The 24,326-nt window shown below is 47.4% G+C and carries 22 protein-coding genes and 2 pseudogenes; 15 read left to right on the top strand and 9 right to left on the bottom strand.

Going from position 1 to position 24,326, the window contains the following annotated elements; translation table 11 throughout:
• Window positions 1-10 precede the first annotated feature (10 nt).
• The 8 genes and pseudogenes from rpsT (at window position 11) to JCM23214_RS02690 (ending at window position 10,261) form a co-directional block, all read left to right on the top strand.
• Window positions 11-277, top strand: coding sequence for a 30S ribosomal protein S20 (gene rpsT / locus JCM23214_RS02735; RefSeq protein ID WP_025897418.1), 267 nt, complete (start codon window positions 11-13; stop codon window positions 275-277).
• 514 nt (window positions 278-791) lie between these two features.
• The gene (locus JCM23214_RS02730) at window positions 792-1,238 is read left to right on the top strand and encodes a rhodanese-like domain-containing protein (protein WP_025897417.1); all 447 of its coding nucleotides are present in this window, start codon (window positions 792-794) and stop codon (window positions 1,236-1,238) included.
• A 3-nt stretch (window positions 1,239-1,241) separates the two neighbouring features.
• On the top strand, window positions 1,242-2,657 hold the full coding sequence (gene dnaA, locus JCM23214_RS02725) for a chromosomal replication initiator protein DnaA (RefSeq protein ID WP_025897415.1): 1,416 nt from the start codon (window positions 1,242-1,244) through the stop codon (window positions 2,655-2,657).
• Window positions 2,658-2,947: 290 nt separating this feature from the next.
• On the top strand, window positions 2,948-4,066 hold the full coding sequence (gene dnaN / locus JCM23214_RS02715) for a DNA polymerase III subunit beta (protein ID WP_025897414.1): 1,119 nt from the start codon (window positions 2,948-2,950) through the stop codon (window positions 4,064-4,066).
• A 46-nt stretch (window positions 4,067-4,112) separates the two neighbouring features.
• Complete coding sequence (gene recF / locus JCM23214_RS02710; RefSeq protein ID WP_025897413.1) at window positions 4,113-5,279, top strand: DNA replication/repair protein RecF; 1,167 nt, start codon at window positions 4,113-4,115, stop codon at window positions 5,277-5,279.
• A gap of 18 nt (window positions 5,280-5,297) precedes the next feature.
• Window positions 5,298-7,741, top strand: a pseudogene (gene gyrB / locus JCM23214_RS18780) (DNA topoisomerase (ATP-hydrolyzing) subunit B).
• A gap of 68 nt (window positions 7,742-7,809) precedes the next feature.
• The gene (locus tag JCM23214_RS02700; protein ID WP_025897410.1) at window positions 7,810-8,196 is read left to right on the top strand and encodes a hypothetical protein; all 387 of its coding nucleotides are present in this window, start codon (window positions 7,810-7,812) and stop codon (window positions 8,194-8,196) included.
• Window positions 8,197-8,509: 313 nt separating this feature from the next.
• Window positions 8,510-10,261 (top strand): transglycosylase domain-containing protein, encoded by a 1,752-nt coding sequence (locus tag JCM23214_RS02690; RefSeq protein WP_025897409.1) that lies wholly within the window; start codon window positions 8,510-8,512, stop codon window positions 10,259-10,261.
• Window positions 10,262-10,403: 142 nt separating this feature from the next.
• Here the strand turns inward: JCM23214_RS02690 and JCM23214_RS02685 are convergent, their stop codons facing one another.
• The 7 genes from JCM23214_RS02685 to JCM23214_RS02665 form a co-directional block, all read right to left on the bottom strand.
• On the bottom strand, window positions 10,404-12,089 hold the full coding sequence (locus JCM23214_RS02685; RefSeq protein ID WP_025897408.1) for an acyl-CoA dehydrogenase family protein: 1,686 nt from the start codon (window positions 12,087-12,089) through the stop codon (window positions 10,404-10,406).
• 83 nt (window positions 12,090-12,172) lie between these two features.
• Window positions 12,173-12,664, bottom strand: coding sequence for an MFS transporter (locus JCM23214_RS21975; RefSeq protein ID WP_051547994.1), 492 nt, complete (start codon window positions 12,662-12,664; stop codon window positions 12,173-12,175).
• Entirely contained in the window at window positions 12,658-12,963 is a 306-nt protein-coding gene (locus tag JCM23214_RS25805) for an MFS transporter (protein ID WP_267879387.1), read from the bottom strand. Before JCM23214_RS25805 ends, JCM23214_RS21975 begins: the two co-directional genes overlap by 7 nt.
• 47 nt (window positions 12,964-13,010) lie before the next feature.
• Window positions 13,011-13,346: an MFS transporter gene (locus JCM23214_RS25800; protein WP_159104285.1), complete on the bottom strand. Its 336-nt coding sequence runs from the start codon at window positions 13,344-13,346 to the stop codon at window positions 13,011-13,013.
• A gap of 74 nt (window positions 13,347-13,420) precedes the next feature.
• The gene (locus tag JCM23214_RS02675; protein WP_025897407.1) at window positions 13,421-14,149 is read right to left on the bottom strand and encodes a M48 family metallopeptidase; all 729 of its coding nucleotides are present in this window, start codon (window positions 14,147-14,149) and stop codon (window positions 13,421-13,423) included.
• Window positions 14,150-14,160: 11 nt separating this feature from the next.
• Window positions 14,161-14,613, bottom strand: coding sequence for a YcgN family cysteine cluster protein (locus JCM23214_RS02670; RefSeq protein ID WP_025897406.1), 453 nt, complete (start codon window positions 14,611-14,613; stop codon window positions 14,161-14,163).
• Window positions 14,614-14,637: 24 nt separating this feature from the next.
• Entirely contained in the window at window positions 14,638-15,861 is a 1,224-nt protein-coding gene (locus JCM23214_RS02665) for a polyhydroxyalkanoate depolymerase (protein WP_025897405.1), read from the bottom strand.
• A 170-nt stretch (window positions 15,862-16,031) separates the two neighbouring features.
• Here JCM23214_RS02665 and JCM23214_RS18770 point away from each other — a divergent pair, with 170 nt between their 5' ends.
• Window positions 16,032-16,574 carry an ankyrin repeat domain-containing protein gene (locus JCM23214_RS18770; protein WP_025897404.1) on the top strand — a complete coding sequence of 181 codons (543 nt, stop codon included), beginning with the start codon at window positions 16,032-16,034 and terminating at the stop codon, window positions 16,572-16,574.
• A gap of 6 nt (window positions 16,575-16,580) precedes the next feature.
• Here the strand turns inward: JCM23214_RS18770 and JCM23214_RS02655 are convergent, their stop codons facing one another.
• Entirely contained in the window at window positions 16,581-17,285 is a 705-nt protein-coding gene (locus JCM23214_RS02655; protein ID WP_025897403.1) for a lipid-binding SYLF domain-containing protein, read from the bottom strand.
• Between the two features lie 542 nt (window positions 17,286-17,827).
• Here JCM23214_RS02655 and JCM23214_RS25205 point away from each other — a divergent pair.
• Genes JCM23214_RS25205 through JCM23214_RS02635 form a run of 4 tightly spaced genes read left to right on the top strand, consistent with a single transcriptional unit; the run spans window position 17,828 to window position 21,243 of the window.
• A complete protein-coding gene (locus tag JCM23214_RS25205; RefSeq protein ID WP_148301751.1) occupies window positions 17,828-18,514 on the top strand; it encodes an MBL fold metallo-hydrolase in 687 nt (228 codons plus the stop codon).
• A 27-nt stretch (window positions 18,515-18,541) separates the two neighbouring features.
• Window positions 18,542-19,864 (top strand): ActS/PrrB/RegB family redox-sensitive histidine kinase, encoded by a 1,323-nt coding sequence (locus JCM23214_RS02645; RefSeq protein WP_025897402.1) that lies wholly within the window; start codon window positions 18,542-18,544, stop codon window positions 19,862-19,864.
• A gap of 17 nt (window positions 19,865-19,881) precedes the next feature.
• The gene (locus JCM23214_RS02640) at window positions 19,882-20,427 is read left to right on the top strand and encodes an ActR/PrrA/RegA family redox response regulator transcription factor (RefSeq protein ID WP_025897401.1); all 546 of its coding nucleotides are present in this window, start codon (window positions 19,882-19,884) and stop codon (window positions 20,425-20,427) included.
• Window positions 20,428-21,243, top strand: a complete 816-nt coding sequence (locus JCM23214_RS02635) for a DNA-methyltransferase (RefSeq protein ID WP_025897400.1) — start codon at window positions 20,428-20,430, stop codon at window positions 21,241-21,243.
• Window positions 21,244-21,410: 167 nt separating this feature from the next.
• On the opposite strand, the gene JCM23214_RS21960 is transcribed toward JCM23214_RS02635, so the two are convergent.
• Complete coding sequence (locus JCM23214_RS21960; RefSeq protein WP_025897399.1) at window positions 21,411-22,016, bottom strand: VPLPA-CTERM sorting domain-containing protein; 606 nt, start codon at window positions 22,014-22,016, stop codon at window positions 21,411-21,413.
• Between the two features lie 408 nt (window positions 22,017-22,424).
• On the opposite strand from JCM23214_RS21960, the pseudogene JCM23214_RS26435 reads away from it, so the two are divergent.
• Together JCM23214_RS26435 and JCM23214_RS02620 are read left to right on the top strand one after the other, a co-directional pair.
• Window positions 22,425-23,652: pseudogene (locus tag JCM23214_RS26435) on the top strand (glycosyltransferase family 4 protein).
• Window positions 23,653-23,747: 95 nt separating this feature from the next.
• Window positions 23,748-24,326: a D-sedoheptulose 7-phosphate isomerase gene (locus JCM23214_RS02620; protein WP_025897398.1), complete on the top strand. Its 579-nt coding sequence runs from the start codon at window positions 23,748-23,750 to the stop codon at window positions 24,324-24,326.

The raw sequence follows: 24,326 nt of genomic DNA, 5'->3' as shown, positions 1-24,326 counted from the left end.
CAGGATTGTCATGGCGCATCATAAATCAGCTCTTAAGCGCATTCGGCAGACAGAGACACGGACTGAACGTAACCGTGCCCGCCGTAGTCGCATCCGGACTTTTGTAAAGAAAGTCGAAACAGCAATTTCTGCAGGTGACCAAGCGGTCGCCAATGAAGCTCTTCGTGCAGCCCAGTCTGAACTGACTCGCGGCGTAACCAAGGGCGTGTTGAAAGCCAACACAGCTGCACGTAAGGTTTCTCGTCTGAACGCTCGTGTGAAAGCACTGTCTGCGTAAGCGAAAGCCAAATTACGAGAATCAAGCCGTAACCGAAAGTCGGGCGCGGCTTTTTTTTCGTCTTTTTGGGCATTTTGACAGACGAATCCAATAGTTCAAATTTTCTATATATTTTAATTTTTACTATGGATTTGCCAGAAACAACTAGATCTAGTAGGTCAAGAATTTCTTACGTCTATAAATAAGTTTATTTTCATTAAATGTTGAATGGCTCCCTTGCATCTGTGGATAAGTTGAGATTAAATTCTTCGCAATTGGGAGTACAAACAGACTTTTGACAGCAGGAAAGTCTCGGATGGGATCAGGCATATATGCAGGATCACCGGACAATTAACTGGGCCTTGATCACATACCCGCTTTCAACCGCTGTCAATTTCACGTTTTCGGAAACGACCTGATCCGCAGAGCAATTTGCGGGCAACTGGTTCGTTTGTGCGATTGGCTCACTTGAGCTATCGCGACGGGACGGTCACGTTTGAACAATCAACATGTATGACAGGAAGGTTCTTTATTAATGACAACTACGGGAACTCACACCGCTAATTCACAATATGCAGGTGATGTTACACCACAACAGGCCTGGGAAATGTTGCAGGATCAAGCTGGCGCGGTGCTGGTAGATGTTCGTACCAATGCAGAATGGGCCTATGTAGGCCTCCCGGATCTGTATTCAATTGGTAAAAAATGTGAATTGAATTCCTGGGTACTGTTCCCGCAAATGGCACCAAACCCAAACTTTCTGCCCCTACTGAATGAAATTCAGCCTGACAAATCCCAACCTGTATTGTTCTTGTGCCGCTCAGGTGTGCGCTCCGTTGCCGCTGCTATAGCGGCCACTTCCGCAGGTTTTGAGAATTGTTTTAATATTCTGGAAGGGTTTGAAGGCGATCCAGATAGTGAAGGCCACCGCGGAAAAATCTGTGGTTGGAAAGTGCGCAATCTTGACTGGAAACAGGGTTAAGAAATGTCCTCGAGCAGTCCACTTAATCGCAACAATACTGATTATGCTGACATCTGGGTCAGGGTGCGTGAAAAGCTTCGGTCGGAATATGGTGAGGCAACCTTTAATTCCTGGTTAAAGAATATCGAGTTGGGCGGTGTTACGAATGGGCATGTGACCATGTCCTTACCCACCAAATTTCTGCGCGATTGGGTAATCAACAATTACGCCAATCGTATTCGCCAGATCTGGTGCCAGCTTAGCAGCGACATTCAATCCATCGACATTCATGTTAAAGAAATTCCTGCCACAAAAGTTGAAGAGGCAGCCTCAAATTTTCAGCCAGCACCTAATGCCAATACACATGTAACAGCAGCAGAGATTGTGAAAGCAGGTAATGACCCACAGTCACAACTGAAGTCACAGCTTGACCCTCGCTTTACATTTGAAAATTTCGTAGTCGGAAAATCCAATGAACTTGCACATGCAGCAGCGCGTCGTGTTGCGGATGCAAAAGACAATATCCCCTTTAACCCTCTCTATATATATGGCGGTGTCGGGCTGGGAAAAACCCACCTTATGCACGCAATAGGGCACGCGATTTCCCAAAGCAGCCCAGACAAGAAAGTGCTTTATCTGTCTGCAGAGAAATTCATGTTCCGATTCATTAGTGCCCTCAGGTACAAGGACACCATGAATTTCAAGGAACAGTTCCGTTCCGTAGATGTTTTGATGATAGACGATGTGCAGTTTATCTCTGGAAAAGAATCTACACAGGAAGAATTTTTCCACACTTTCAACGCTCTTGTTGATCAAAATCATCAAATTATTATTTCTGGTGACCGCTCACCTACAGATCTGGAAGGCATGGAAGAGCGCATGCGCTCTCGTCTGGGCTGGGGTTTGGTCGCAGATATCCACCCAACTGATTACGAGCTTCGACTTGGCATTCTACAGTCCAAGGTCGAACAGGCTGGTATTTCAATTGATCCAAAAATTCTGGAGTTTCTGGCGCACCGGATTACCTCTAATGTGCGCGAACTGGAAGGAGCCCTAAACAGGGTGCTGGCCTATTCTGATCTGGTTGGCCGTGCTGTTACTCTGGAAAGTACCCAGGAAGTGCTAAGGGATCTCCTGCGGGCTAATGACCGCCGTACTACGATTGAGGAAATTCAGAAGCGCGTTGCTGAACATTTCAATATCCGTATGTCTGACATGCATTCCGCAAGACGAGCGAGAGCGGTCGCACGTCCCCGTCAAGTGGCAATGTATCTCGCCAAACAACTTACCAGTCGATCACTGCCGGAGATCGGCCGCAAGTTTGGTGGACGAGATCACACAACAGTAATGCACGCAGTGAGGAAAATTGATGAGCTGCGTGAAGGTGATAGCTCGTTGGCGGAGGATATTGATCTGCTGCGTAGAATGCTGGAAAATTAACTTTTTCAATCACTTAATAGCCGCCAAACCGATGATGTTTTACATTCGCAGCCAGCGGTGTACCAAGACCCAAAATACGTGGGCAAGCGCCGATCATTCTGTTATAGTGAACTTTATATTCCTGACACTTGGGCAAATGGGGCTAGGAGAGCGGATTCATTTTTGTGAATCAACTTCTTAACAAAAAGCACCTTCACCCAAAAGGGGGAGATAATTGTTGATGTTGAGCACCATAATCAGGCATGATGGTGTTTCATCCGTGGGTAATGTCTGAAAGCCTAGTTGAGCCAATGAAACTTACAATCGAACGCAGTACCTTACTGAGCGCCCTAAATCATGTACAGAGTGTCGTTGAGCGGCGAAATACGATCCCCATTCTGTCGAATATCCTGTTGAGTGCTGAAAATGGATCACTTGGTTTAATTGCAACCGATCTGGATCTTGCCATTAACGAAAAAGTGCCCGCCGAAATACAGTCTCCAGGAGCGATAACCGCCCCTGCTCATCTCCTGTATGATATTGTCAGAAAGCTTCCTGACGGATCACAGGTCGAACTTGACTATCAAAGTGCAGACAGTCGGATCACTGTTCGTGCCGGCCGGTCGCAATTTGCGCTTTCCTGCCTGCCAAAAGATGACTTTCCGATTATGGAAACAGGTGAATTACCCTTTAATTTCAGTTTCCCCTCTGCCGAACTGAAACGATTGATAGATAAAACCCGGTTCGCAATTTCAACTGAAGAAACGCGCTATTACCTGAATGGCGTCTATATTCATGCTGCAGATAACGAAGGCATTCCGGTTCTGCGTGCAGTTGCTACAGATGGCCACCGCTTGGCCCGTGTCGAAACGCCTCTTCCGGCAAACGCCGAAAATATCCCCGGTGTTATTATTCCAAGAAAAGCTGTCAACGAGCTCCGCAAGCTCATTGATGACACAGAAGGGGATATCAATATATCTCTATCTGACAACCGGATCTGCTTTACCTTTGATGGAACAATACTCACTTCAAAGTTGATCGACGGCACTTTCCCCGATTATGAACGGGTTATACCAACCGGAAACAACAAAGTTCTGGAGTTGGATGGTAAGTCCTTCGCGCAGGCTGTTGACCGCGTCTCAACGGTTTCAACGGAAAAGTCCCGTGCAATCAAACTATCTCTAACCGATGATACTGTTACTCTTTCCGCTACCGGAACAGACAGCGGCAGTGCAACCGAAGAATTAGCGGCAAGTTACTCCTCCGGTGATCTGGAAATCGGCTTCAATTCCAAATACCTGCTGGATATCACTGGCCAGATTGAAGGGACTAACGCGCATTTTGTCCTAGCGGATGCACAGTCACCCACCATCGTCAAAGATGGTACCGATGATGGTGCCCTTTATGTATTGATGCCCATGCGTGTCTGATCTGTGGGCCGCCTTGTCGGCCCAGATCATCAGATAGGAGCTATTCTTGATCCCTCTCGCGCTCACGCGGCTGGTTTTAACAGACTTTCGAAACTATGCGTATCTGAAGCTGGAAACAGATACGCGCCCTGTGGTTTTGACCGGCCCCAATGGGAGCGGAAAAACGAACCTGCTAGAAGCGATTTCATTTTTTTCCGCTGGAAGAGGCCTGCGCCGCGCAAAACTACAGGAAGTGGCAAACAACAATAGTGACGGAAAATGGGCTGTGTCAGGCTTACTAAATGACAATGGAATTTCTGTTAAACTGGGAACAGGCCTTGTTGTATCCGGCACCTCTGGTGACAGCCCTGATCGAAGGGTCGTACGCATCAATGGGCAGACTAACTTGAAAGCTTCTGATTTTGGAAACCTGTTGTCTATTGGCTGGCTCACCCCTCAAATGGATCGACTTTTTCAAGAAGGAGCAGGGGGTCGGCGGCGTTTTCTGGATCGACTAACCTATGGGTTCGACCCCGCTCACGCACGCAGGGCCAGCACATATGAGAAAATCATGCGCGAACGCAATCGGCTACTCAAAGACGGACGCACAGACAAAAGCTGGCTTTCTTCATTGGAACATCAACTGTCTGAACAGGCAATTGCCCTTTATGCAGCGCGCATGGATACTGTTAACCGCCTTAATCAAGCCATGCTTGAAGAAGAGGAAAAAAGCACTGGCAGCGCTACTCAAGCGTTCCCAAAAGCTGAAATGAGCCTCTCTGGTGAATTTGAAGACGAAATCAGTGATATGACGGCGCTCGCAGCCGAAGATTTGTTCCGGGAGACTCTCGCAAACAGACGAGCTCTTGATGCAAAAGCGGGGAGCACAACATATGGCCCACACCGCGTTGACCTTCAGGTTTTTCACCGCGAAAAGGGTCAAATCGCCTCCCTTTGCTCAACAGGCGAACAAAAGGCACTTTTAATTTCAATAATCCTTGCTGATGCGCGTCTACAGGCTGGATTACAAGGCAAAGCCCCGGTATTATTACTGGATGAAATCACTGCCCATCTGGATCGGAAAAGGCGCATGGCATTATTCGATGAAATTACAGAATTGAAGATGCAGGCCTGGATGACTGGAACGGACAGACTGCTATTCGCCGAACTACAGGATAGAGCCCAATTTTTCACAGTGGATGCCGGTAGAGTTACGCCGGAAAACATCTGCTGAAGTTAAAGGAAGTTACGTATGAGTGAAGATCAAATGGCCGCTGAAGAATATGGTGCAGATTCCATTAAAGTCCTGAAAGGGCTTGATGCGGTTCGCAAACGTCCGGGCATGTATATCGGAGATACCGATGATGGCTCTGGTTTGCACCATATGGTCTATGAGGTTGTAGACAATGCCATTGACGAAGCCTTGGCCGGTTATTGTGATCTGGTATATGTCTCTCTCAATAGTGATGGCTCCGTTACTGTCCGCGATAATGGACGCGGAATTCCTGTTGATATACATGAGGAAGAGGGCATATCGGCTGCGGAAGTTATCATGACCCAGCTTCATGCGGGCGGTAAATTTGATTCAAACTCCTACAAGGTCTCAGGCGGTCTGCACGGCGTGGGCGTATCTGTTGTAAATGCCTTGTCCGTTCGACTGGATATGAAAATCTGGCGGAATGGTAAACTCCATGAAATCAGCTTTTCTCATGGTGAAGCGCTGGATCGACTGAAAGTTGTTGGTGACGCCCCGATGAAAGAGGGTACAAATGAACCTTTGACCGGCACCGAAGTTACATTTTTCCCATCAGCAGAGACATTTACAAACATCAAGTTCGATTTTGCGACACTTGAGCATCGTCTGCGTGAATTGGCATTCCTGAATTCCGGGGTCCACATTCAAATTCACGATTTTCGCTCTGCCGAGCCAGTATCCACTGATCTGCATTATGAAGGCGGTATTTCCGAGTTCGTCAAATACCTTGACCGCTCCAAAAGTCCGCTTATTCCAGACACAATCAATTTTGCAGCGGAAAAAGAAGGCGTTGGCGTTGAAGTCTCGTTGGAATGGAATGACAGCTACCATGAAAATGTTCTGTGTTTCACCAACAACATTCCGCAGCGTGATGGCGGCACTCATCTGGCCGGTTTTCGCGCGGCGCTGACCCGAACCATCAATAAATATGCTGCCAGTACCGGAATTGCGAAAAAGGAAAAAGCGTCCATTACGGGTGATGATGCCCGTGAAGGTCTGACCTGTGTTGTTTCGGTTAAAGTACCAGATCCAAAATTTTCTTCTCAAACCAAGGACAAACTGGTCTCCAGTGAAGTCAGGCCAATTGTTGAAAGCACAGTTAATGATGGCCTTGACCAATGGTTTGAAGAACACCCGCGTGAAGCTCAGGCCATTATTTCGAAAATCTTTGAAGCTGCTGCTGCCCGCGAAGCCGCACGCAAGGCCCGTGAACTGACACGTCGGAAGGGAGCTCTGGACATTTCAAGTTTGCCCGGCAAGCTCGCTGACTGCCAGTCGAAGGACCCAACCATTTCTGAACTCTTCCTGGTGGAGGGTGACAGTGCGGGAGGATCAGCCAAACAGGGTAGGGACCGCCATAACCAAGCTGTTCTGCCACTACGCGGTAAAATTCTGAATGTGGAGCGGGCTCGCTTTGACCGAATGCTTTCCTCTCAGGAAATTGGAACAATCATTACCGCACTTGGCACTGGCATCGGCGCCGAAGAGTTTAATATTGAAAAAGCCCGCTATCATAAAATTATCATTATGACAGACGCGGATGTGGATGGATCACATATTCGAACATTGTTACTAACGTTCTTCTACCGCCAAATGCCGGAACTTGTGGAAAAAGGCTATTTATATATTGCACAGCCTCCTCTTTACAAAGTGACGCGCGGCAAATCTTCGGTATATCTCAAAGACGAATCCGCCATGGAAGATTATCTGATTGAACAGGGGCTCGAAGATGCGATTCTGACCCTCGCCAATGGTGAACAACGCTCTGGTCAGGATCTTAAGAAGCTAATCGAAAGAGCTCGTCAGTGTCGGGATCTGATCGATTCAATATCACGCCAGCATACCAAAGGCATTCTGGAGCAGGTGGCGATTGCTGGTGCTCTGAATGATGAAATACTCAGCGATCCAGAAAAGGGCCCAAAAGCCGCTGAATTTGTCGCCAACCGGCTGGATTTCATGTCTTCGGAAACAGAACGTGGCTGGGTTGGTGAAATTCTGCCTGATTTCAGCCTCAAGTTTTCACGTGAGGTACGTGGTGTAACCGAAGCTCAACTCATTGACAGTAACATGATCCACTCGTCCGAGGCCAAAAGCCTCGATGCTATGAAAGAAGAACTTCAGGAAATTTACGCCAAGCAATGTAGCTTTAGCAGCAAAGACAAATCGCAAAAAATCAATTCGCCTATAGAATTGCTCGAAGCGGTCCTTACTATTGGCCGAAAAGGCTGAGTATGCAGCGATACAAAGGATTGGGTGAAATGAACCCAGATCAGCTTTGGGAGACCACGCTGGATTCTGAAGCAAGAACACTGCTGCAGGTCAAAGTCAATCACGGTGATGAAGCTGATGAAGTCTTTTCAACACTGATGGGCGATGTGGTTGAACCCAGACGGGATTTTATTCAGCAAAATGCGTTGAAAGTCCGGGTTTTGGATGCTTAATTTGGTTTACTAACGGTTTTTTCACTATTACCTTCATATCTTGATGTTTTTTAAAGAACGGATGCCCCATGAAGTTTTCAACATTTACATCTAGCGTGTTGGCTGCGTCTTTGCTGGCCGGATCGGCTGTTGCCGCCGGGAAAGTTTCCAACGAGGCGAAAAGTGACGCTGAATATATGATGCGGAAAATTGTTGAAGACATTCATGAACGCAGCCTTCGTATGGTCGTTACAGATATTACTCTGGACAAATCCATACATGTGGTGGGTAAGGCTGTAAAATTCATTCCCTCCCGCAAAGACAAACGCACGGGCGAAGATTTCAGCTGCGCCCGTGTTGTCTTGAACACTCAGATTTTCAGTGGTGAAAAAGTCGCAGAAAAGATTAATCGGACAGATGAAATCTGTACCGGCAAAAAATCTGGCTCTGTCAAATATGTAGCGAATATCAACTGACGATCACAGTTTCTGCTTGCAGATGGCCCAAAACAACTTATTTTTGCCGTAAATATGGATCAGGGTTTGAGCTCTAGTTCATTGCAAAATCAGGTATCTGCATCTCATCTATGAAAAAAGCTTCAGCAAAAGGTAAATCGCTCCCGCCAACTCGCGAAAGCCGAACTACGAACAGCGCAAGCCTCCAAGCAGAACGAACCGCAAAGGCAAAACCGCCCCCCAAAAAGCATCGACGCGAAAACCGGCAAAAGAGAGCTCTTCCCCTCAACGCAAAGGTTTGCTCACTCTCGCCCTGAACTGGGGTGGGACTTTAATGTTATGGGGAATTCTCATCACCGGGATCATTATGGGCTATTTCGCCTATACCTTGCCCAGTATCTCGGGAATAGATGTCATTGAAAAACGACCCTCTTTGTCTCTGCGTTCAGATGATGGTCAGCAATTTGCAACCTATGGCGATCTCTACGGCCGAATGCTTACACCAAAGCAAATCCCAACCGTCATGAAAGAAGCCGTTCTGGCGACGGAAGATGCCCATTTCTATTCCCATTTTGGCATTAACCCGGTCAGCCTTATACGGGCTTTATGGCGTAATTATCAGGCAGGGCGCGTGGTGGAGGGGGGAAGCACCATTACGCAGCAGCTTGCAAAAAACCTGTTCCTTACACCAGAGCGAAGCATTGGCAGAAAAATTCGTGAAGTCCTTTTGGCTTTTTGGCTGGAAGCCAATTACACCAAAGAAGAAATTCTAGCGCTCTATCTAAATCGAGTTTATTTCGGGTCAGGAACATATGGCATTGACGCGGCGACAAAAAAATATTTTACCAAAGATATCAGAGATTTAACAATTTCTGAGGCAGCGATGCTGGCTGGTCTTCTGAAGGCACCAACCTACTATGCACCAACTGTTAACCTCAAACGATCTCAGCAGCGGTCCACCGTTGTGATCCGGCGCATGCAGGAAGTTGGCTACATTACAAAAGAACAAGCTGACAAACTGGTGAAAAACCCCGCCAAACTCCAACATGCAGGCAGTAATTTCAAGAATGTACGCTACTTTTCCGACTGGGTCGTAAATGAAGTTCGCTCTTATGTGGGACGTACTGAAGAAGACCTTGAAGTCATTACAAGTCTTGACCTGAACCTACAGACACAAGCCGAAAAAACCATTGAAAAGCAGCTTGCGAAAAATGGTAAAAAGTTTGGCGTGGAACAAGCGGCGCTTGTCGCCATGACTCCGGACGGTGAAGTTAAGGCTATGGTCGGTGGGCGCAGCTACAGTAAATCGTCTTTCAATCGGGCAACCTCCGCCCAACGCCAGCCAGGCTCGGTCTTTAAAACTGTTGTTTATGCCGCCGGATTTGAAAATGGGTATGAACCCGATGATGTCTTTCTGGATGCTCCCATTAATATCAATGGCTGGACGCCAGAAAACTATACTCGCAAATTTCTGGGGAACATGACGCTAAGACAAGCTTATGCCAAATCTATTAATACCGTTGCTATTCGATTGAGTGAAAGTGTCGGGCGTAGCCGTGTCGCACATATGGCTGCAAAACTGGGGTTAGGCGGCGATATGCCAACACATCCATCAATCTCGCTGGGCACTTCAGAAGTTACCCTGCTTGAGATGAGTGCGGCCTATGCAAGTATCGCTAATGGTGGCTATTCTGTTCTCCCCTACGCGGTTAAGGAAATCCGCAATAAAAGGGGAGAACTGCTGTACAAAAGAACCGCAACCACTAGCCGTCGTTTGCTTAACGGCTCTACCGTCAATAACCTACGGGATATTATGAACACGGCGCTGCTCGAAGGAACTGGCCGCGCTGCGTATCCCGGATTTGCCGCAGCAGGTAAAACTGGCACGACGCAGGATTACAGAGATGCCTGGTTTATCGGCTTTACACCCAGATTGGTCGCTGGGGTCTGGTTCGGAAACGATAATGGAAGCCCTACAAAACGGGTAACCGGCAGTAATCTTCCCGCATATGCCTGGAAAGATTTCATGAAGGGCTCATTAGGCAATGGTAACCAGCCCACATTTGCCAAAGTCGATGAGCCTTAAGTGAGACGGCCCAAAGTATATGGGACAGAATTGTGAAAACATTCAGTTCTGGTCCTTCGACAAGTTCTGCTTCGAAAAAAGAAAATCCAACGGGCACGCAAAAACCCGATACCTACTATGATGAAGATACCAAGCCTTGATGTTACGAACCAATGTAGGACAGACCAGCCCGCTCAAGTATGTCATCGATCGGTGCATCTTCGGATAGTGATCCGTAGACATGTCCCCCTTCGGCTCCTAGTCGGGTATCTGCAAAACAGCGAGCAATATTTTCAGGGGCGTGCCGATACATCAAAGATGTTTGTATCAGTTTAGCCAATTGCTCTGTAAGCCAGCGTGCCCGCGCCTCACTGAGTTGACCCGTTTCAAAAGCTGTAACCACCCGATCAAGGGACTGATCATAATCTTTGTGCCAACCGCAATCTTCTGCTAGATCATTTAAAAGCCTTTTAAATGCATCACCCTCTCTGGCAATGGCTCTCAAAACGTCAAGGCACATAACATTACCTGAACCTTCCCAAATACTGTTTACCGGACTTTCCCGGTATAAACGTCCAAGCGGATTTTCCTCCACATATCCCATTCCACCATGGCATTCCATGACTTCATAAGAAAAATTGGGTGCACGTTTGCATATCCAGTATTTCCCAATTGCCGTTACAATACGCTTATACGCATCCTCCAAAGGATCCTTTGCGGCTCTGTCAAAGCTTCCGGCGACTCGCATCATAACCTGCGCTGCCGCTTCACTTTCCATTGCCAAATCAGCAAGAAGTACTCTCATAAGCGGTTGATCAATCAACCTTCTTTGAAATGCCCGCCTGTGAGATACATGATATAGTGCGTGCACCAACCCAGCCCGCATAATCGCCGCCGAGCCCATGATACAAAACAACCTGGTATGCTGAACCATTTCTATGATTGTGGGTATGCCTCTGCCTTCTTCACCAACCATTACGGCATGGCAATCAACAAACTCCATTTCGCTGGAGGCATTCGATTTATTTCCAACCTTGTCCTTCAGACGTTGTATAAACAGATTGTTGCGACTTCCATCGGCCTTCCAGCGCGGCAAATAAAAACAGCTTATCCCCTTTTCTGCTTGCGCCAGAACCAAAAATGCATCGGACATAGGGGCTGAGCAGAACCACTTATGCCCATTTATCAGATATTCCGAACCGGGTCCGCTCTTGTCACCCGCTGGAACAGCGCGTGTTGTATTGGCACGCACATCCGATCCTCCTTGTTTTTCTGTCATAAACATTCCCATCGTCATGGCTGTCTTTTCATGGACAGGAATTGACCTCTCGTCATACTCAGCAGACAGAAGCAGGTCTTTGATTGGGTCAAACACATCTTTTTGTGTTTGCAAAGCAGGATAGACTGCGTAAGTCATCGCCATAGGGCAGGACACTCCGCCCTCTGTCTGATTAAACAAATAAGCAAGGGCAATCTGCGCTGCGTGAGCGCCACTTTTACCTTCATGGCGCCAGGCAAAATTATGGACTCCCGCCTTCATGGCAAGTTTCATCAGCTGGTGATAAGCCGGATGAAATTCAACTTCATTCAACCGCCTGCCATATGGATCAAATGGTCGAATTTCCGGTGGTTTCTGATCCGCTTGCCGCGCCAGATCCCGAACCGTTGCAGAACCTATTACTTTGCCAAAACCTTGAATATGATCGCTTGCCCAACTAGCCCCTTCACGCTGTATCATTTCAAGAAATGCAGGATCAATTTGCGCATAATTTATGTCAGCCATCATATCAGGTTGATTTTCAACCGAATGAGTTGGCATTTCACTCATGGGGTGTCGGGCAGTTGTCATAACAGATCCTTAATTTATTGGATCTGTAGCTTGGTGCATTTCACACCGGCTGACAAGATTGACCTAACGGAAAGAGATAAAATTCAGGCTTGTTTGACCACCTCAATCGCTTTCACTTTCAACCGGCAGATCACGAAGGAAACCGTCCCCATACAAAATACTGCGATACCCATGGGAAGAGCGCTACCGGAATAGAATTTTGCGACCAGCAGTCCTATAATTGCAGAAAAACCTAGCATGAGAAAACCGTTTAAAGCGGAAGCAGCCCCGGCTTTTTCAGGAAAGGGGTGCATGGATGCCGCTTGGCTTTGCGGAACAATTATTCCCACCCCAATATTGTAGACGAACATTGGCAGGCAAATCAGAAAAGGGTTCAAAACACCGTTAATGGCGACCCCAAGAACAGTTATTCCACCTAACAGGGACAAGAGGGTTCCAAGCCTCAGCGCCTGATCAAGCCCCTTAAGCCGAAGAAGCCGGGGTCCCAATAACGTGCCGCTGATATAACCCAGCACAACAGCACCAAAATAGTAACCAAATTGACTAACCGGCACCTGCATCAGATTAATCAACACATATGAAGATGCCGAAATATAGGCGAAGAAACCTGCGAAGCAAAACGCTCCGGTACAGGCATACTGCAAATAAGTAGCGAGCTCAGCAACTCCCGGTAATTCGATAACACCTGCAACGGGCGGGTCGCATGCTTGTCTTTTTGATCCAGACTTTCCTGTAAGAAAACTGTCGTCAACACCATTGCCAGGATTCCATATCCAAACAGGAACAAAAATACTGCATACCAACCATAGTGAACGGTTAGATACCCACCCAGAACCGGTGCAATCGCAGGAGCAATACCCATTATCGTTCCCATACGCGACAACTTCCGCGCGGACATTTCCCTTTCAAACAAATCCCGGATCATGCTCTGGGAACGACCACAGCCACACACACACCAATACTTTGTAGAAATCGCGCGATGATCAGCTCTGTCATGCTACTGGCCTGAGCCGCGAAAAGACTGGATACTGAGAAAATAAACAGTCCTGCAATCAATACATTTTTGCGTCCAAATCTGTCCGAAATTGGACCGATAACAAGCTGAAACACCGCAATCCCGATTACAAAAATACTAAGTGTCCACTGAACAACAGAAGCATTGACATCAAAAATTTCTCCGATCAAAGGGAAGGCAGGCAGGTACATATCCGTTGCAAGCGGCCCAAGGGCGACGGACATTGCCAGAAACCATGTCAAGAAAATGCTGCTTTTTGAAATAAGTCCCATAAATCTCATGTTCTTTAATCAAGAACATAGTTATACACTTTACGCTAAGTAGTTGCATTATATTTATGGAATCTACCGGCATTTTTCTTCATCCAGCGCCGACTTTCATCCATGTGAGGACAAATCCGAGCAACTAGCGCCCAAAATTCAGGACTGTGATTCATATGTCTTATGTGAGCTATCTCATGCGCAACAACATAATCCAGCGCCTTATCGGGCATGAGATACAGTCGCCAGGAAAAGTTCAAGTTCCCAGTTGATGAGCAGCTGCCCCACCTACTTTTCTGATCTCTAATCGTGATACGACCATAGCGAACACCTGCTTTGGCAGCATAATACTCAGCTCGCTCAGAAATTCGGGATCGGGCGTTTTTCTTTAACCAGTCAGTCAAGCGCCGTGCTAGATGCTCTTTGCCGCCAGATACAAAAATCACCCCCGTTTCGATTGAAACCGGTGCTCCACTCTGCGCCTGATGACAGATCCGATGGTCTTTTCCGCGAATTGGAACAACCGCGCCTTCTTCGAATTTGACAGGTGGTTCAATATTTTCAAAAACCCCTTCAATCCAATTCAGTTCAGAGCGAACAAATTTCCGCGCGGCCTCCATCGTTACACGCTTTGGAAGAGAGACTTCAACCAAGCCAGATGCGCGAACTTTCAACTTCAGGCGCTTACCTCGGGATGACGGCGTAAATTGCAAAGGAACAATTCGGCCTGATATCGGTAGACGAAGCTGCTCTTTTTCCGACCGTTCTATGGCAGGTTGTCTCAATCGTCCAAATTTCAGGAAAAATCCTCCTCCGGCCAGTCCACAATATGGTCTTCCAGATCACCAGCTTTGCGCTCGGATACCACTCTCCCTCGAGCCGATATACCTGCTTCATGAACCGTTTCTGAAGAGCCTGAGACCAATGGATGCCACCAGGGAAGTGGCTTACCCTCTGACAAACGGCGATAGGCACAGGTTTTTGGCATCCATCCCAGTTGCGGAACAATTTTCGGGGTCATGGTTACACAATCTGGTACCAGAATGGCCCGCTGCTCATAATTTGCGCATCGACAATTACCAATATCCAATTGCCTGCAAGCTACATCCGTATAGGCGATTTCACCTGTATCCTCATCTTCCAGCTTTAAAAGGCAGCATTTCGCACATCCATCACACAAGGACTCCCACTGCTCAAGGGTCATCTCATCCAGTGGGGTTGTCTCCCAAAAAGGCTTTTCATTCACAATATTCAGGCTCCTGACGAACAGGGGCTAATTATTATGTTTTTTTATGAATTTGCCAATGCGCGGTGCAATATGCTTACGAAATCTGGATCCGTTAAACACGCCGTAATGACCGACACCCTTTTGCTCATAATGAGTCTTCATGCTATCGGGCAAATTCACACACAAATCATGTGCCGCTACAGTCTGACCAATACCGGATATATCATCCAATTCACCTTCAACCGTCATCAGAGCCGTTTTTTCAATGGCACCCGTATCTACAAGACGTGTGCCTCGATACATCATTTCGCCCTTGGCAAGGGATTGTTTTTGAAACACTGTTTCGATGGTTTGCAGGTAGTATTCCGCTGTCAGATCCATAACAGCATTATATTCGGAATAAAATTCCCGGTGCTTTTCTGCGCTGTCGCCATCCCCTTCTATCAGGTGATTAAACTGCTGCAAATGGGCGTCCATGTGCCGCTCCAAATTCATGGAGACAAAACCACCCAATTGTAAAAAGCCGGGATATACCCTGCGAAACGCACCTGGATAGCCAACGGGAACATGATAGATAACCGTCCGCTCAAACCAGTCGAGCGAATGATCCATGGCCAGTTTACAAGGCACTGTCGGATGCCGGCGCGTATCAATGGGACTGCCCATCAAGGTCATTGATTTTGGTGTGTTGGGGTCTTTGTCTTCCGACATCAATGCAATCGCCGCCAAGACCGGAACTCCCGGCTGGCAAACGGCCATCACATGGGTATCGGGGCCCAGATACTCCATGAATTTCCGCAAATAGTCGATATAATCATCCAGATCAAAACGGCCTTCGCTCAAGGGTACCGAAGACGCATCCCGCCAATCTGTGATATAAACATCATGCTCGGGCATCATCGCCTCCACTGTGCCCCTGAGCAAGGTTGCAAAATGTCCAGACATCGGTGCAACCATGAGAATTTTGGGATCTTTCCTCTTTGTTTCGCGGTTGAAGCGCTTCAGTTGACCAAATGGCAAACGAAGAACTATTTGTTCCGCAACCGGAACAGACTTTCCATCAATAACCGTCTCATACAAACCAAATGCCGGTTTCCCGTGATATTGAGTGGTTTCAGAGAACAATTCATAAGCCGCAGCAAGTGTTCTAGCCTGAGGAGTCTCTGACAGGGGGTTGAACGGACTTCGCAGGATCTGTGACTGCAGTTGAGCAGCCATTCGAACGGGTGTGAGAGCCAGTCGTTGTAACTCGTTGAACTGATACAGCATCAAAATATTCCGATCCTACTGACAAAGACAAATTACTAATTGGTGTTATAATACTCCGAATTTCGCTGCGTTGCAACATAACTCGAATCAGCCACTAAGGTTAATGACGTTTGCCACCGCGAACAGTATACTGCTAAACTCTCTTAAAATTTTCATAAGAAGGGTCCACAATGATTAGGTTTTCAGCCACTTTCGCGCTTCTGTTATTGATAAGCTTCAATATACAGGCTGCCTCTTTGTTCGGTGAGCATGAAGTTTTCGACGCTGCAGCGCAAAACAATTCCGAAAATGTTGAAGCCTATCTGTTAAAACGGGAAAATGTGAATATCCGTGACAGCTCCAAAGTCCCGCTGATTAGCCGTGCAGCCGAAGCTGGCTCCACCAGCGTGGTTGAAGTTCTCATTCGAAACAAGGCGAATGTAAATCTTACTGACAGGCTGGGAAATTCAACACTGATGTATGCAGTCTCGCAAAATCATCCCGAAATTGTGGAAATACTCCTGCAGGCCGGAGCGAATGTTAATGACGTGAATAACAAAGGGGAATCCCCGCTGATTAAGGCCGCTCAGGAGGGACATCTTGATGTTGCGAAATTACTTCTTCAGTTTAATGCGGATAAGGAGCTGACCGACTTTACCGGCCGGACAGCTCTGGATCATGCAAGGGAAAATCGCAACCGTTCAGTCGAAAAACTTCTGGCGCTTCCCCAATAATCTACTTTAAGGAGCCTCTGCTGCTTTCAATGCATTTTTAAGTGCGCTTGCAGCGGGGCTATCAACGCTTCTGAGAATAACGATATTCCGTGCGGTTACCGGCTTGCCATAATAAGCTTCCTGCCAGTCATCTTTCGCATCCAGTAATGAGCCCTCTACTGAAGCGCCAATGAACAGCCCAGCAGTTTTGGCAAAGGAAAATACGTCCACATCCATGTTTGTTGTGCTGGATGCACCGATATTTTTGCCAACCGGCCCAACCGCGGCGCTAAGGTCACCCCCGAGCTTCACCTGATTTTTGATAATGGCGTCCATGCCTTTGTCAGTCATGATAAGCAAGACAAGTTCCTTCGCCTCGGCACCAATCTGCAGCCCAACGCTCGCCTGACCCATCGTATAAAAGGCCGGTGAACTCCAGCTACCTTCTTTATTGCGGGCCAGCAGAACACCTGTACCGCCGGCACCACCCACAATAAAGCCCGCCTTCAAAAACTGCGGGAAAATCACTACGCCTTTTGAAACAGCCAGCAATTTGCGAAACTGTTCCATTTCGGACTGGTTTTGCAGCGCTTCCACCGTCAACTTTGCCTTGTCCACCAGCTGCTGTTGTTCGCTACTGGCAACTGCGTGGCCAAAAGGTAGCAGGATCAACAGACCCGCAAACCCGCCGACTACATATTTTTTAAACGCCTGTACCCATTTTAAAAGCATTTTATCCCCCTGAAGGAGTTGTCAAAAGAAATTGCCTGAACTCACATGACGCGAATTATTGCCCGAGTTTAACGTCATTGTACATTAAACAATTCCATCTATCGGGCCTCAAATACACGTTTATCGTTGCTTTTCTCTATCAAACTCATAAATGTGACGTAATTAAGAAGTGAAACTGCCCCTTTGGGAAAAAGGGCGAAAGGAAGCATATCTGTGCTTAAAAAAAGTACACGGCATCACACTGAAACCGCTCAAACGAAAGCACCCTTTAATGGGAAGCGATTTTCAAACCTGCCCAACCCTGAGATTACTAAACCCTCCCGAAAAACATATTTGTCATTTATCTGGCGCATGATCGGCTATAGCAGGGAACGGATTACTATTCCCGATGGTCACGTCCTAAATCCTGATGATGCCGCTGCGAAAATGCGTGCGTTTCATGCTTCTGAGACAGATTGTGCCACATGGCTGGGGCAGGCCTGCTTTTTACTGCGCATTAATGGAAAGACAATCCTGACAGATCCTTATCTTTCGCCTTACGCATCCCCTTTTCCATTTGCCGGGCCCAAGCGATTTGTCGATCCTGCATACGCCTGTCTGACTTACCACCTCTGGATTATCTTGTCCTGTCACATAACCACTATGATCATCTTGATGCGCGCACTATACGCGCAATACAGGGTAAATCCGATATTACTGTCATTGTTCCTCTGCGTCTGGGTAATTATTTCAAAAAGCGAGGTTTTTCCCGCGTTATCGAAATGGACTGGTGGGACCGATTTGAAGAAAATGACATTCAAATTACGGCCCTACCTTCACAACACTGGTCAAAAAGAACACCTTTTGACCGCAACAAGACATTGTGGGCATCTTTTGCCTTCAAACATGATGCTACGAGTATTTATTTCACCGGTGACACCGGCTACGGCCCACTCTTTAAAGAAATAGGCAAACTTGAAGGGCCTTTTGACTATACATTGGTCGGTATTGGTGCTTATGAGCCGAGGGCTATCATGAAGGCGCACCACACAACCCCCGAAGAAGCCGTAAAAATCGCTCAGGATGTCAAAGCTAAAACGATTGTCGGTATGCACTGGGGAACGGTCCGGCTTACGGATGAGCCTTTGTTTGAACCTCCCGGACGCTTCTTGCAAGCAGCTACCAAAGAAGGATATGATCCGGAAAATATCTGGATAATGAGTATTGGAGAAAGCCGGAAACTGAACTGACGATCAGGGCTTGGCTATGTTAGGGTAATGGTTGCAGCAACTCTCGCGGATCAGGGCGCATCTGATACAAACATCCTGAACGCATCACGCGGTGTACGTCTTCAGTCATTGGTCTATATTCGCTGGCTTGCTGTGTTGGGGCAGGCATTTGCCCTTCTTCTTGTTCACGTATTTTTAGGGTATGAACTGCCAATTGTTCCCGCGGTCCTGCTGGTAAGTTCCAGCGCCCTTCTCAATATTCTGGTCACTTTGAGCTCCCGCCCTGCGACACGCCTCTCGGACCGAGGAGCAATTTTATATCTGTTTTACGATGCATTGCAGCTTACGGGTTTATTGTATCTGACCGGCGGACTAACCAACCCGTTTTCACTCCTGTTTCTGGTTCCTGTCACAATTTCCGCGACAAACCTCTCCTTGAAGGGGACCGTTTTTCTGGGTTTAACAACCATCATAGCAGTAACTATGCTGGCGCTTGTTCATGAACCGCTTCCACTGCCAGAAGGTGAGATCCGCCTCTCGAACACCTATATATTCGCGATCTGGTCCGCCCTTGTATTGGGAACGGTGTTTCTGTCCATTTATGCATGGCGTATTTCCAAGGATAGTCAGCGAATGACCGAAGCTCTTACCGCTGCAAGATTTGCCCTCGCAAGAGAACAGCAACTCTCAGCTATAGGCGGGATCGCTGCAGCCGCAGCCCATGAACTGGGAACACCGCTTAATACCATTCTTCTTGTATCCGAAGAATTGTCCAAAGAATTCACTGAAGGAAGTGACCATGCAGAAGATGCTCGCCTCCTGTATGATCAGGCCCGTAAATGCAGAGAGGTGCTGGAACAACTCTCCACTAAACCAGATACCAGCCGATTTTTGCAAAATGACGCCCATCATAATTATCTGCCACTGCAAAGCCTGATGGAATTGGTTGTTGAAAAACAGTCTGCTCCTCACGCAACCTTCAGAATTCATAACGTTGGGGATCCCAAAACGCAGCCCAGCCTGTTTGCAACTCCTGAACTCCTCTATGGGCTCGGCAACCTGGTGAGCAATGCGGGTGAATTCTGCAAGCAAGCTGTGGATATTACACTGAATTGGTCAGAACGCCGGGTAGAAATCATTATTCAGGATGACGGCCCTGGTTTTAGTGACGAAATACTTGACCGATTGGGGGAGCCCTATACGTCAAGCCGTGCAGGCAAGGGGGGTATGGGCCTGGGAGTTTTTATCGCTGATATGCTGATCAAGCATACCGGGGGTCATCTCTCCCTCGGAAATCAGCTCGATGGTGGTGCTCGAGTGGCGGTGGAATGGCCTCGCAGCCAGCTTGAAAAGGCAGACCCCTACCTGTAGACTCTGAAAACGGATGGATGAGTGGAAAACGCGTGATGGATGAAAAACGCCTTTTAATAGTGGATGACGATCAGATCTTCCTGAACCGGCTAGGTCGTTCCATGGAAAAAAATGGATTTACTCCTACATTGGCGAATAGTGTCGCTGAAGGTGTTAAACTTGCCGCAACCTGTAATCCCCAGTTTGCGGTGGTGGATTTGCGCCTTGAAGATGGCAGTGGCCTCGAAGTGGTAGAAGCCATCAGAAATGCCAGCCCCGCGGCACGCATCGTCATGCTCACCGGTTATGGAAACATCGCTTCTGCTGTCGCCGCTGTGAAGGCCGGTGCCATTGATTATCTGGCAAAACCCGCAAATGTGGATGATATCATCAATGCGCTCTATGCCCGCGAGGGAGAAAAACCTGAACCACCAGAAAATCCCATGTCTGCGGATCGGGTTCGATGGGAGCATATCCAACGAGTATATGAGCTTTGCGATCGCAACATGTCAGAAACCGCGCGCCGATTGAATATGCACCGCAGAACCCTGCAGCGGATCATGGCCAAAAGATCCCCCCAGTAAATGCAGGATTATGACGAACATATTCTTCTCTGTGGCGATGCACTTGAGCATCTGAAAGCCATTGATGATGAAAGCGTGGATCTGATAATTGCTGATCCACCTTATAATCTTGGCAAAAACTACGGTAATAATATCGACCAGAAGGAAAGGACAGACTATCACAATTTTACCCGCCAATGGCTGGAGCAGGCCAAAAGGGTACTGAAGCCTGATGGATCCCTGTTTTGCTTCATGGGCGTGAAGTATATAGCCCGCCTTTATGTCATGTTGGAAGAAGAGCTGGATATGCTCCCCCAAGGATGGATTACGTGGCATTACACGCAAGGAATGGGACGCAAACGCGGATTTTCCCCCCGCCATGAAGACATACTGTGGTTTTCCAAAGGAGAGAATGCGACCTTTAATCTGGATGATGTTCGAATTCCGCAAAAATATTATCGCAAGCGCAACAACATGTCTGGGGCTAATCCAGGAGATGTCTGGCAATTTAGCCACGTTCACTACTGCGCAGCTGAACGTCAGCCTCACCCAACCCAGAAACCAGAAGCCCTGATCGAGAGGATCATCGCTGCTGCCTCCAATCCGGGGGAGTTGATACTGGATCCTTTTGTCGGAAGCGGAACAACTACCCGAGTTGCAAAAGTGTTGGGACGTCGCAGCATTGGGATCGATATTAACCCGGACTATGTCGAAATGAGCAGGGCCCGGCTTGAGCAACCTTTTGACGGATTTGACTCCATTGATCCCCGAAAAGACCGTGCTCCTAAGGACCAGCCCAGAAAAGAGACGGAAAAGGCCGTAAAGGTAACCAGTTAATCTAAATTCCATCAGCTAAGCACAAAAATAAAGGCGACCTTAAAAGGCCGCCCAAAATCTGCTTGATAATCGTAATCTTGGATACTCTACGACATACGCAAATCTACTCTACTGGTTACGCTACTGCTTACTCTAATTATAAACGAATACGCTACTCTTTACTCGGGTTAGCTTGACCCTTTTACGCTACGCTTACGCCCAATCAAAGCAAGCAGAACAACACCGGCAGCATATAGTGGGAGCGCTGCTGGCAGGGGTACCGCCGAAATGCTCAGATTGGCAAACTCAAATGCATTTTGAGAAGACCGGAATATGATTTCATCAAAAGCCGCTAAAGCCAAAATTGAAATCTGTACAAATTCTTCGCCGGACACAGCACCTGCATCAATTACGGTTTGACCGCTCAAGTAATCAACAATGGTTCCGTTATTCTTGAACACAACCGTGTTGAAAAAATCAACTGAACCCCACAGGAAACTAACCTGTGTGACCGCATCGCTGAACTTGTAAGACGCTTCAGATCTAGCCTGAACCGACGTAAACGCTTCAGCAGGGGTCGTTGTCCCTTCAAACGGTGACTTGTACATATAACTCGTGCTGTCTGAAGATGTCAGACCTTCATGAACCGTTCCTGACGTTGAACTGGCACTCAACAGGGGGGTAATCGTCAGTGGTTCATTAAAATCAAGGTTAAAAGTGGCTGAACTTGCTGACTGCGCACCAATCACGGTCAGAACAAACACGCCAATAATCAACTTAAATACGCTATTCATGGTTTAACCTCTTAAGCTGCCAGTCCCGATCTGTTACCGTTAGTCAGTTTTTGATCGGCACCGCAATTGGCGCCAGTATGTGCTTTTTCATATCTGCTGCAAGTTCGAAATTTTCTCTCTTTTTTAGTAAAATTTTATACAAAACAGTAACTTATTGCTGTACCGTCATTTTCTCCCTTCCCTAGTAGGCATAAGAAAAATCACGGTTAATTTTCGTTAAGGTTAATTTTCTGTTAAAAAGAATTGTCTATCACTCAAATGAGGTACGGGTATTTTGGCTAAAATTCCGAATCACTTTTCATAAAATGACGAATTAACCAACTTTCCAAACTTCTCTTTAGGGTTCGGTTAAGTTTTGCTGCTTAAATAGGCTTCAAAGACATCGCACAGCACAGTAGGGGGTCGCGAATGCGAGTACTGTTCTTACACAACAATTTTCCAGCCCAATATCGCCATGTAGCTCGAAAACTGGCACAAAATAAAAACAACACTGTAGTATTCGCATCTCACCGGGCTGTGGAAAAAATTCCGGGCGTTAGTAACCTGCTCTATAAGCCTCATCGTGAGCCACGCAAAGAAACCCATCATTACCTGCGCTCTACTGAGTCAGCGATTATTAATGGGCAATCCTTGTTCAAGGCCTGTCTGGAGTTGAAGAAAAAAGGCTTTCAGCCTGATATTGTCTGCGCCCATTCCGGGTGGGGTCCGTCACTATACGTTAAAGACCTGTTTCCCGACACGAAACTGCTCAGCTATTTTGAATGGTATTATCACGCTCTCGGATCTGACGCCAATTTCCTAAAAGATTCCAACATTTCCTTTGACGATCAATCACGCATTCGGACCAAAAACCTACCAGTTCTGATGGATCTGGCTCATTGTGACTGGGGACAGGTCCCAACCAGTTTTCAGCAGTCCCAGTTTCCTGAAATTTTCAAACCGAAACTCTCTGTCATGCATGATGGTGTAGATACGGATTTTTTTAAACCTGCTCACAAGTCGAAACTCAAAATTAAAAATCTGGACCTGTCAGATGCAGATGAAATCTTGACCTAGCTACGCGTGGTATGGAACCCTACCGCGGGTTTCCGGAGTTTATGAGGCTGCTGCCCGACTGCAAAAAGACCGTCCGGGTCTTCACATAGTGGTGGTTGGTGAAGACAGAGTGGCTTATGGAAAACGACTTCCAAAAGGGGATAGCTGGAAAAAGAGAATGCTTGGCGAACTTGAGTTTGATGAAAACCGGCTGCACTTTACCGGCCTTTTACCCTACAGCGATTATGTCAAAGTCCTGCAGGCCTCAACGGTGCAAGCCTACCTAACGGTCCCATTTGTCCTCTCTTGGTCCCTAATTGAAAGCTTGTCCTGTGGGGCACTCGTGGTTGCATCAGACACTGCGCCCGTCCGCGAAGTCATAACGGATAGTGAAAATGGCTTTCTCGCTGATTTTTTTGACCATGAAGCTTTTGCCGATCGGATTGCCCATGTGCTGGATAATCGGGATCAACTTGCAGACGTTCGCAAAAACGCTCGCCAAACTGTAATGCGCCAGTATGCTCTCAAAAACCTGCTGCCAAAACATATCCGCCTCATTCAGGATGTTGCCAGTGGAAACCTGCCACCAGCGGGTGCATAATTCCCATTTGCACATTTCAAACTGTTCAATTGCATGTATGTGTCAGTTCCAGTATTACCCTAAGAGGCATTGGCAGAGGCAAAAGGATCAGTTTCTTGGATTTTCTGGACTATTTTAATAAAGAATTAGACGATCACGAACAGGTTCTGGCGCGTACCAAAGCTAATTTGTCAGGTCCCTTTCTTCAAATGCTGAATATATGGACAGAAGCTGTAGAGAAGGGGGGTAAAATCCTTTTCTTTGGAAATGGTGGTAGCGCTGCAGATGCACAACATCTGGCAGCCGAGCTCGTAATCCGCTTTATTTCGGATCGCGCCCCCATTGCCGCCATCGCCCTCAATACGGATACATCAGCCCTGACAGCCGGTGCAAATGACCTCGGATATGATCAGGTATTTGCGCGTCAAATCCAGGCTCTTGGCAAACCCGGTGACGTTGCGGTTGGGATATCAACTTCCGGCACCAGCCAGAATGTGGTTGAAGGATTAAAAATGGCAAAAAATATGGGCATCGTGCCAACGGCGTTTGCCGGCAGGGACGGTGGTATTATGCCACAGCTTGCTGACCCTGTTCTGATTGTGCCCGCCCAATCGACGCGACGCATTCAGGAAATGCATATTACACTTGGCCATATGTTATGCGGTGCACTGGAACAGCGCCTTAATCTCGTGTGA

The organism is Sneathiella glossodoripedis JCM 23214, assembly GCF_000616095.1.
Taxonomy (GTDB): domain Bacteria; phylum Pseudomonadota; class Alphaproteobacteria; order Sneathiellales; family Sneathiellaceae; genus Sneathiella; species Sneathiella glossodoripedis.
This window is presented reverse-complemented; position numbering and strand designations above follow the sequence as displayed.

Coding starts and splice junctions, on each gene's coding strand:
- rpsT (WP_025897418.1), top strand. CDS start 11: ATGGCGCATCATAAATCAGCTCTTAAGCGCATTCGGCAGACAGAGACA.
- JCM23214_RS02730 (WP_025897417.1), top strand. CDS start 792: ATGACAACTACGGGAACTCACACCGCTAATTCACAATATGCAGGTGAT.
- dnaA (WP_025897415.1), top strand. CDS start 1,242: ATGTCCTCGAGCAGTCCACTTAATCGCAACAATACTGATTATGCTGAC.
- dnaN (WP_025897414.1), top strand. CDS start 2,948: ATGAAACTTACAATCGAACGCAGTACCTTACTGAGCGCCCTAAATCAT.
- JCM23214_RS02700 (WP_025897410.1), top strand. CDS start 7,810: ATGAAGTTTTCAACATTTACATCTAGCGTGTTGGCTGCGTCTTTGCTG.
- JCM23214_RS02690 (WP_025897409.1), top strand. CDS start 8,510: ATGTTATGGGGAATTCTCATCACCGGGATCATTATGGGCTATTTCGCC.
- JCM23214_RS02685 (WP_025897408.1), bottom strand. CDS start 12,089: ATGACAACTGCCCGACACCCCATGAGTGAAATGCCAACTCATTCGGTT.
- JCM23214_RS25805 (WP_267879387.1), bottom strand. CDS start 12,963: ATGGGAACGATAATGGGTATTGCTCCTGCGATTGCACCGGTTCTGGGT.
- JCM23214_RS02665 (WP_025897405.1), bottom strand. CDS start 15,861: ATGCTGTATCAGTTCAACGAGTTACAACGACTGGCTCTCACACCCGTT.
- JCM23214_RS18770 (WP_025897404.1), top strand. CDS start 16,032: ATGATTAGGTTTTCAGCCACTTTCGCGCTTCTGTTATTGATAAGCTTC.
- JCM23214_RS02655 (WP_025897403.1), bottom strand. CDS start 17,285: ATGCTTTTAAAATGGGTACAGGCGTTTAAAAAATATGTAGTCGGCGGG.
- JCM23214_RS02645 (WP_025897402.1), top strand. CDS start 18,542: ATGGTTGCAGCAACTCTCGCGGATCAGGGCGCATCTGATACAAACATC.
- JCM23214_RS02640 (WP_025897401.1), top strand. CDS start 19,882: ATGAGTGGAAAACGCGTGATGGATGAAAAACGCCTTTTAATAGTGGAT.
- JCM23214_RS02635 (WP_025897400.1), top strand. CDS start 20,428: ATGCAGGATTATGACGAACATATTCTTCTCTGTGGCGATGCACTTGAG.
- JCM23214_RS21960 (WP_025897399.1), bottom strand. CDS start 22,016: ATGAATAGCGTATTTAAGTTGATTATTGGCGTGTTTGTTCTGACCGTG.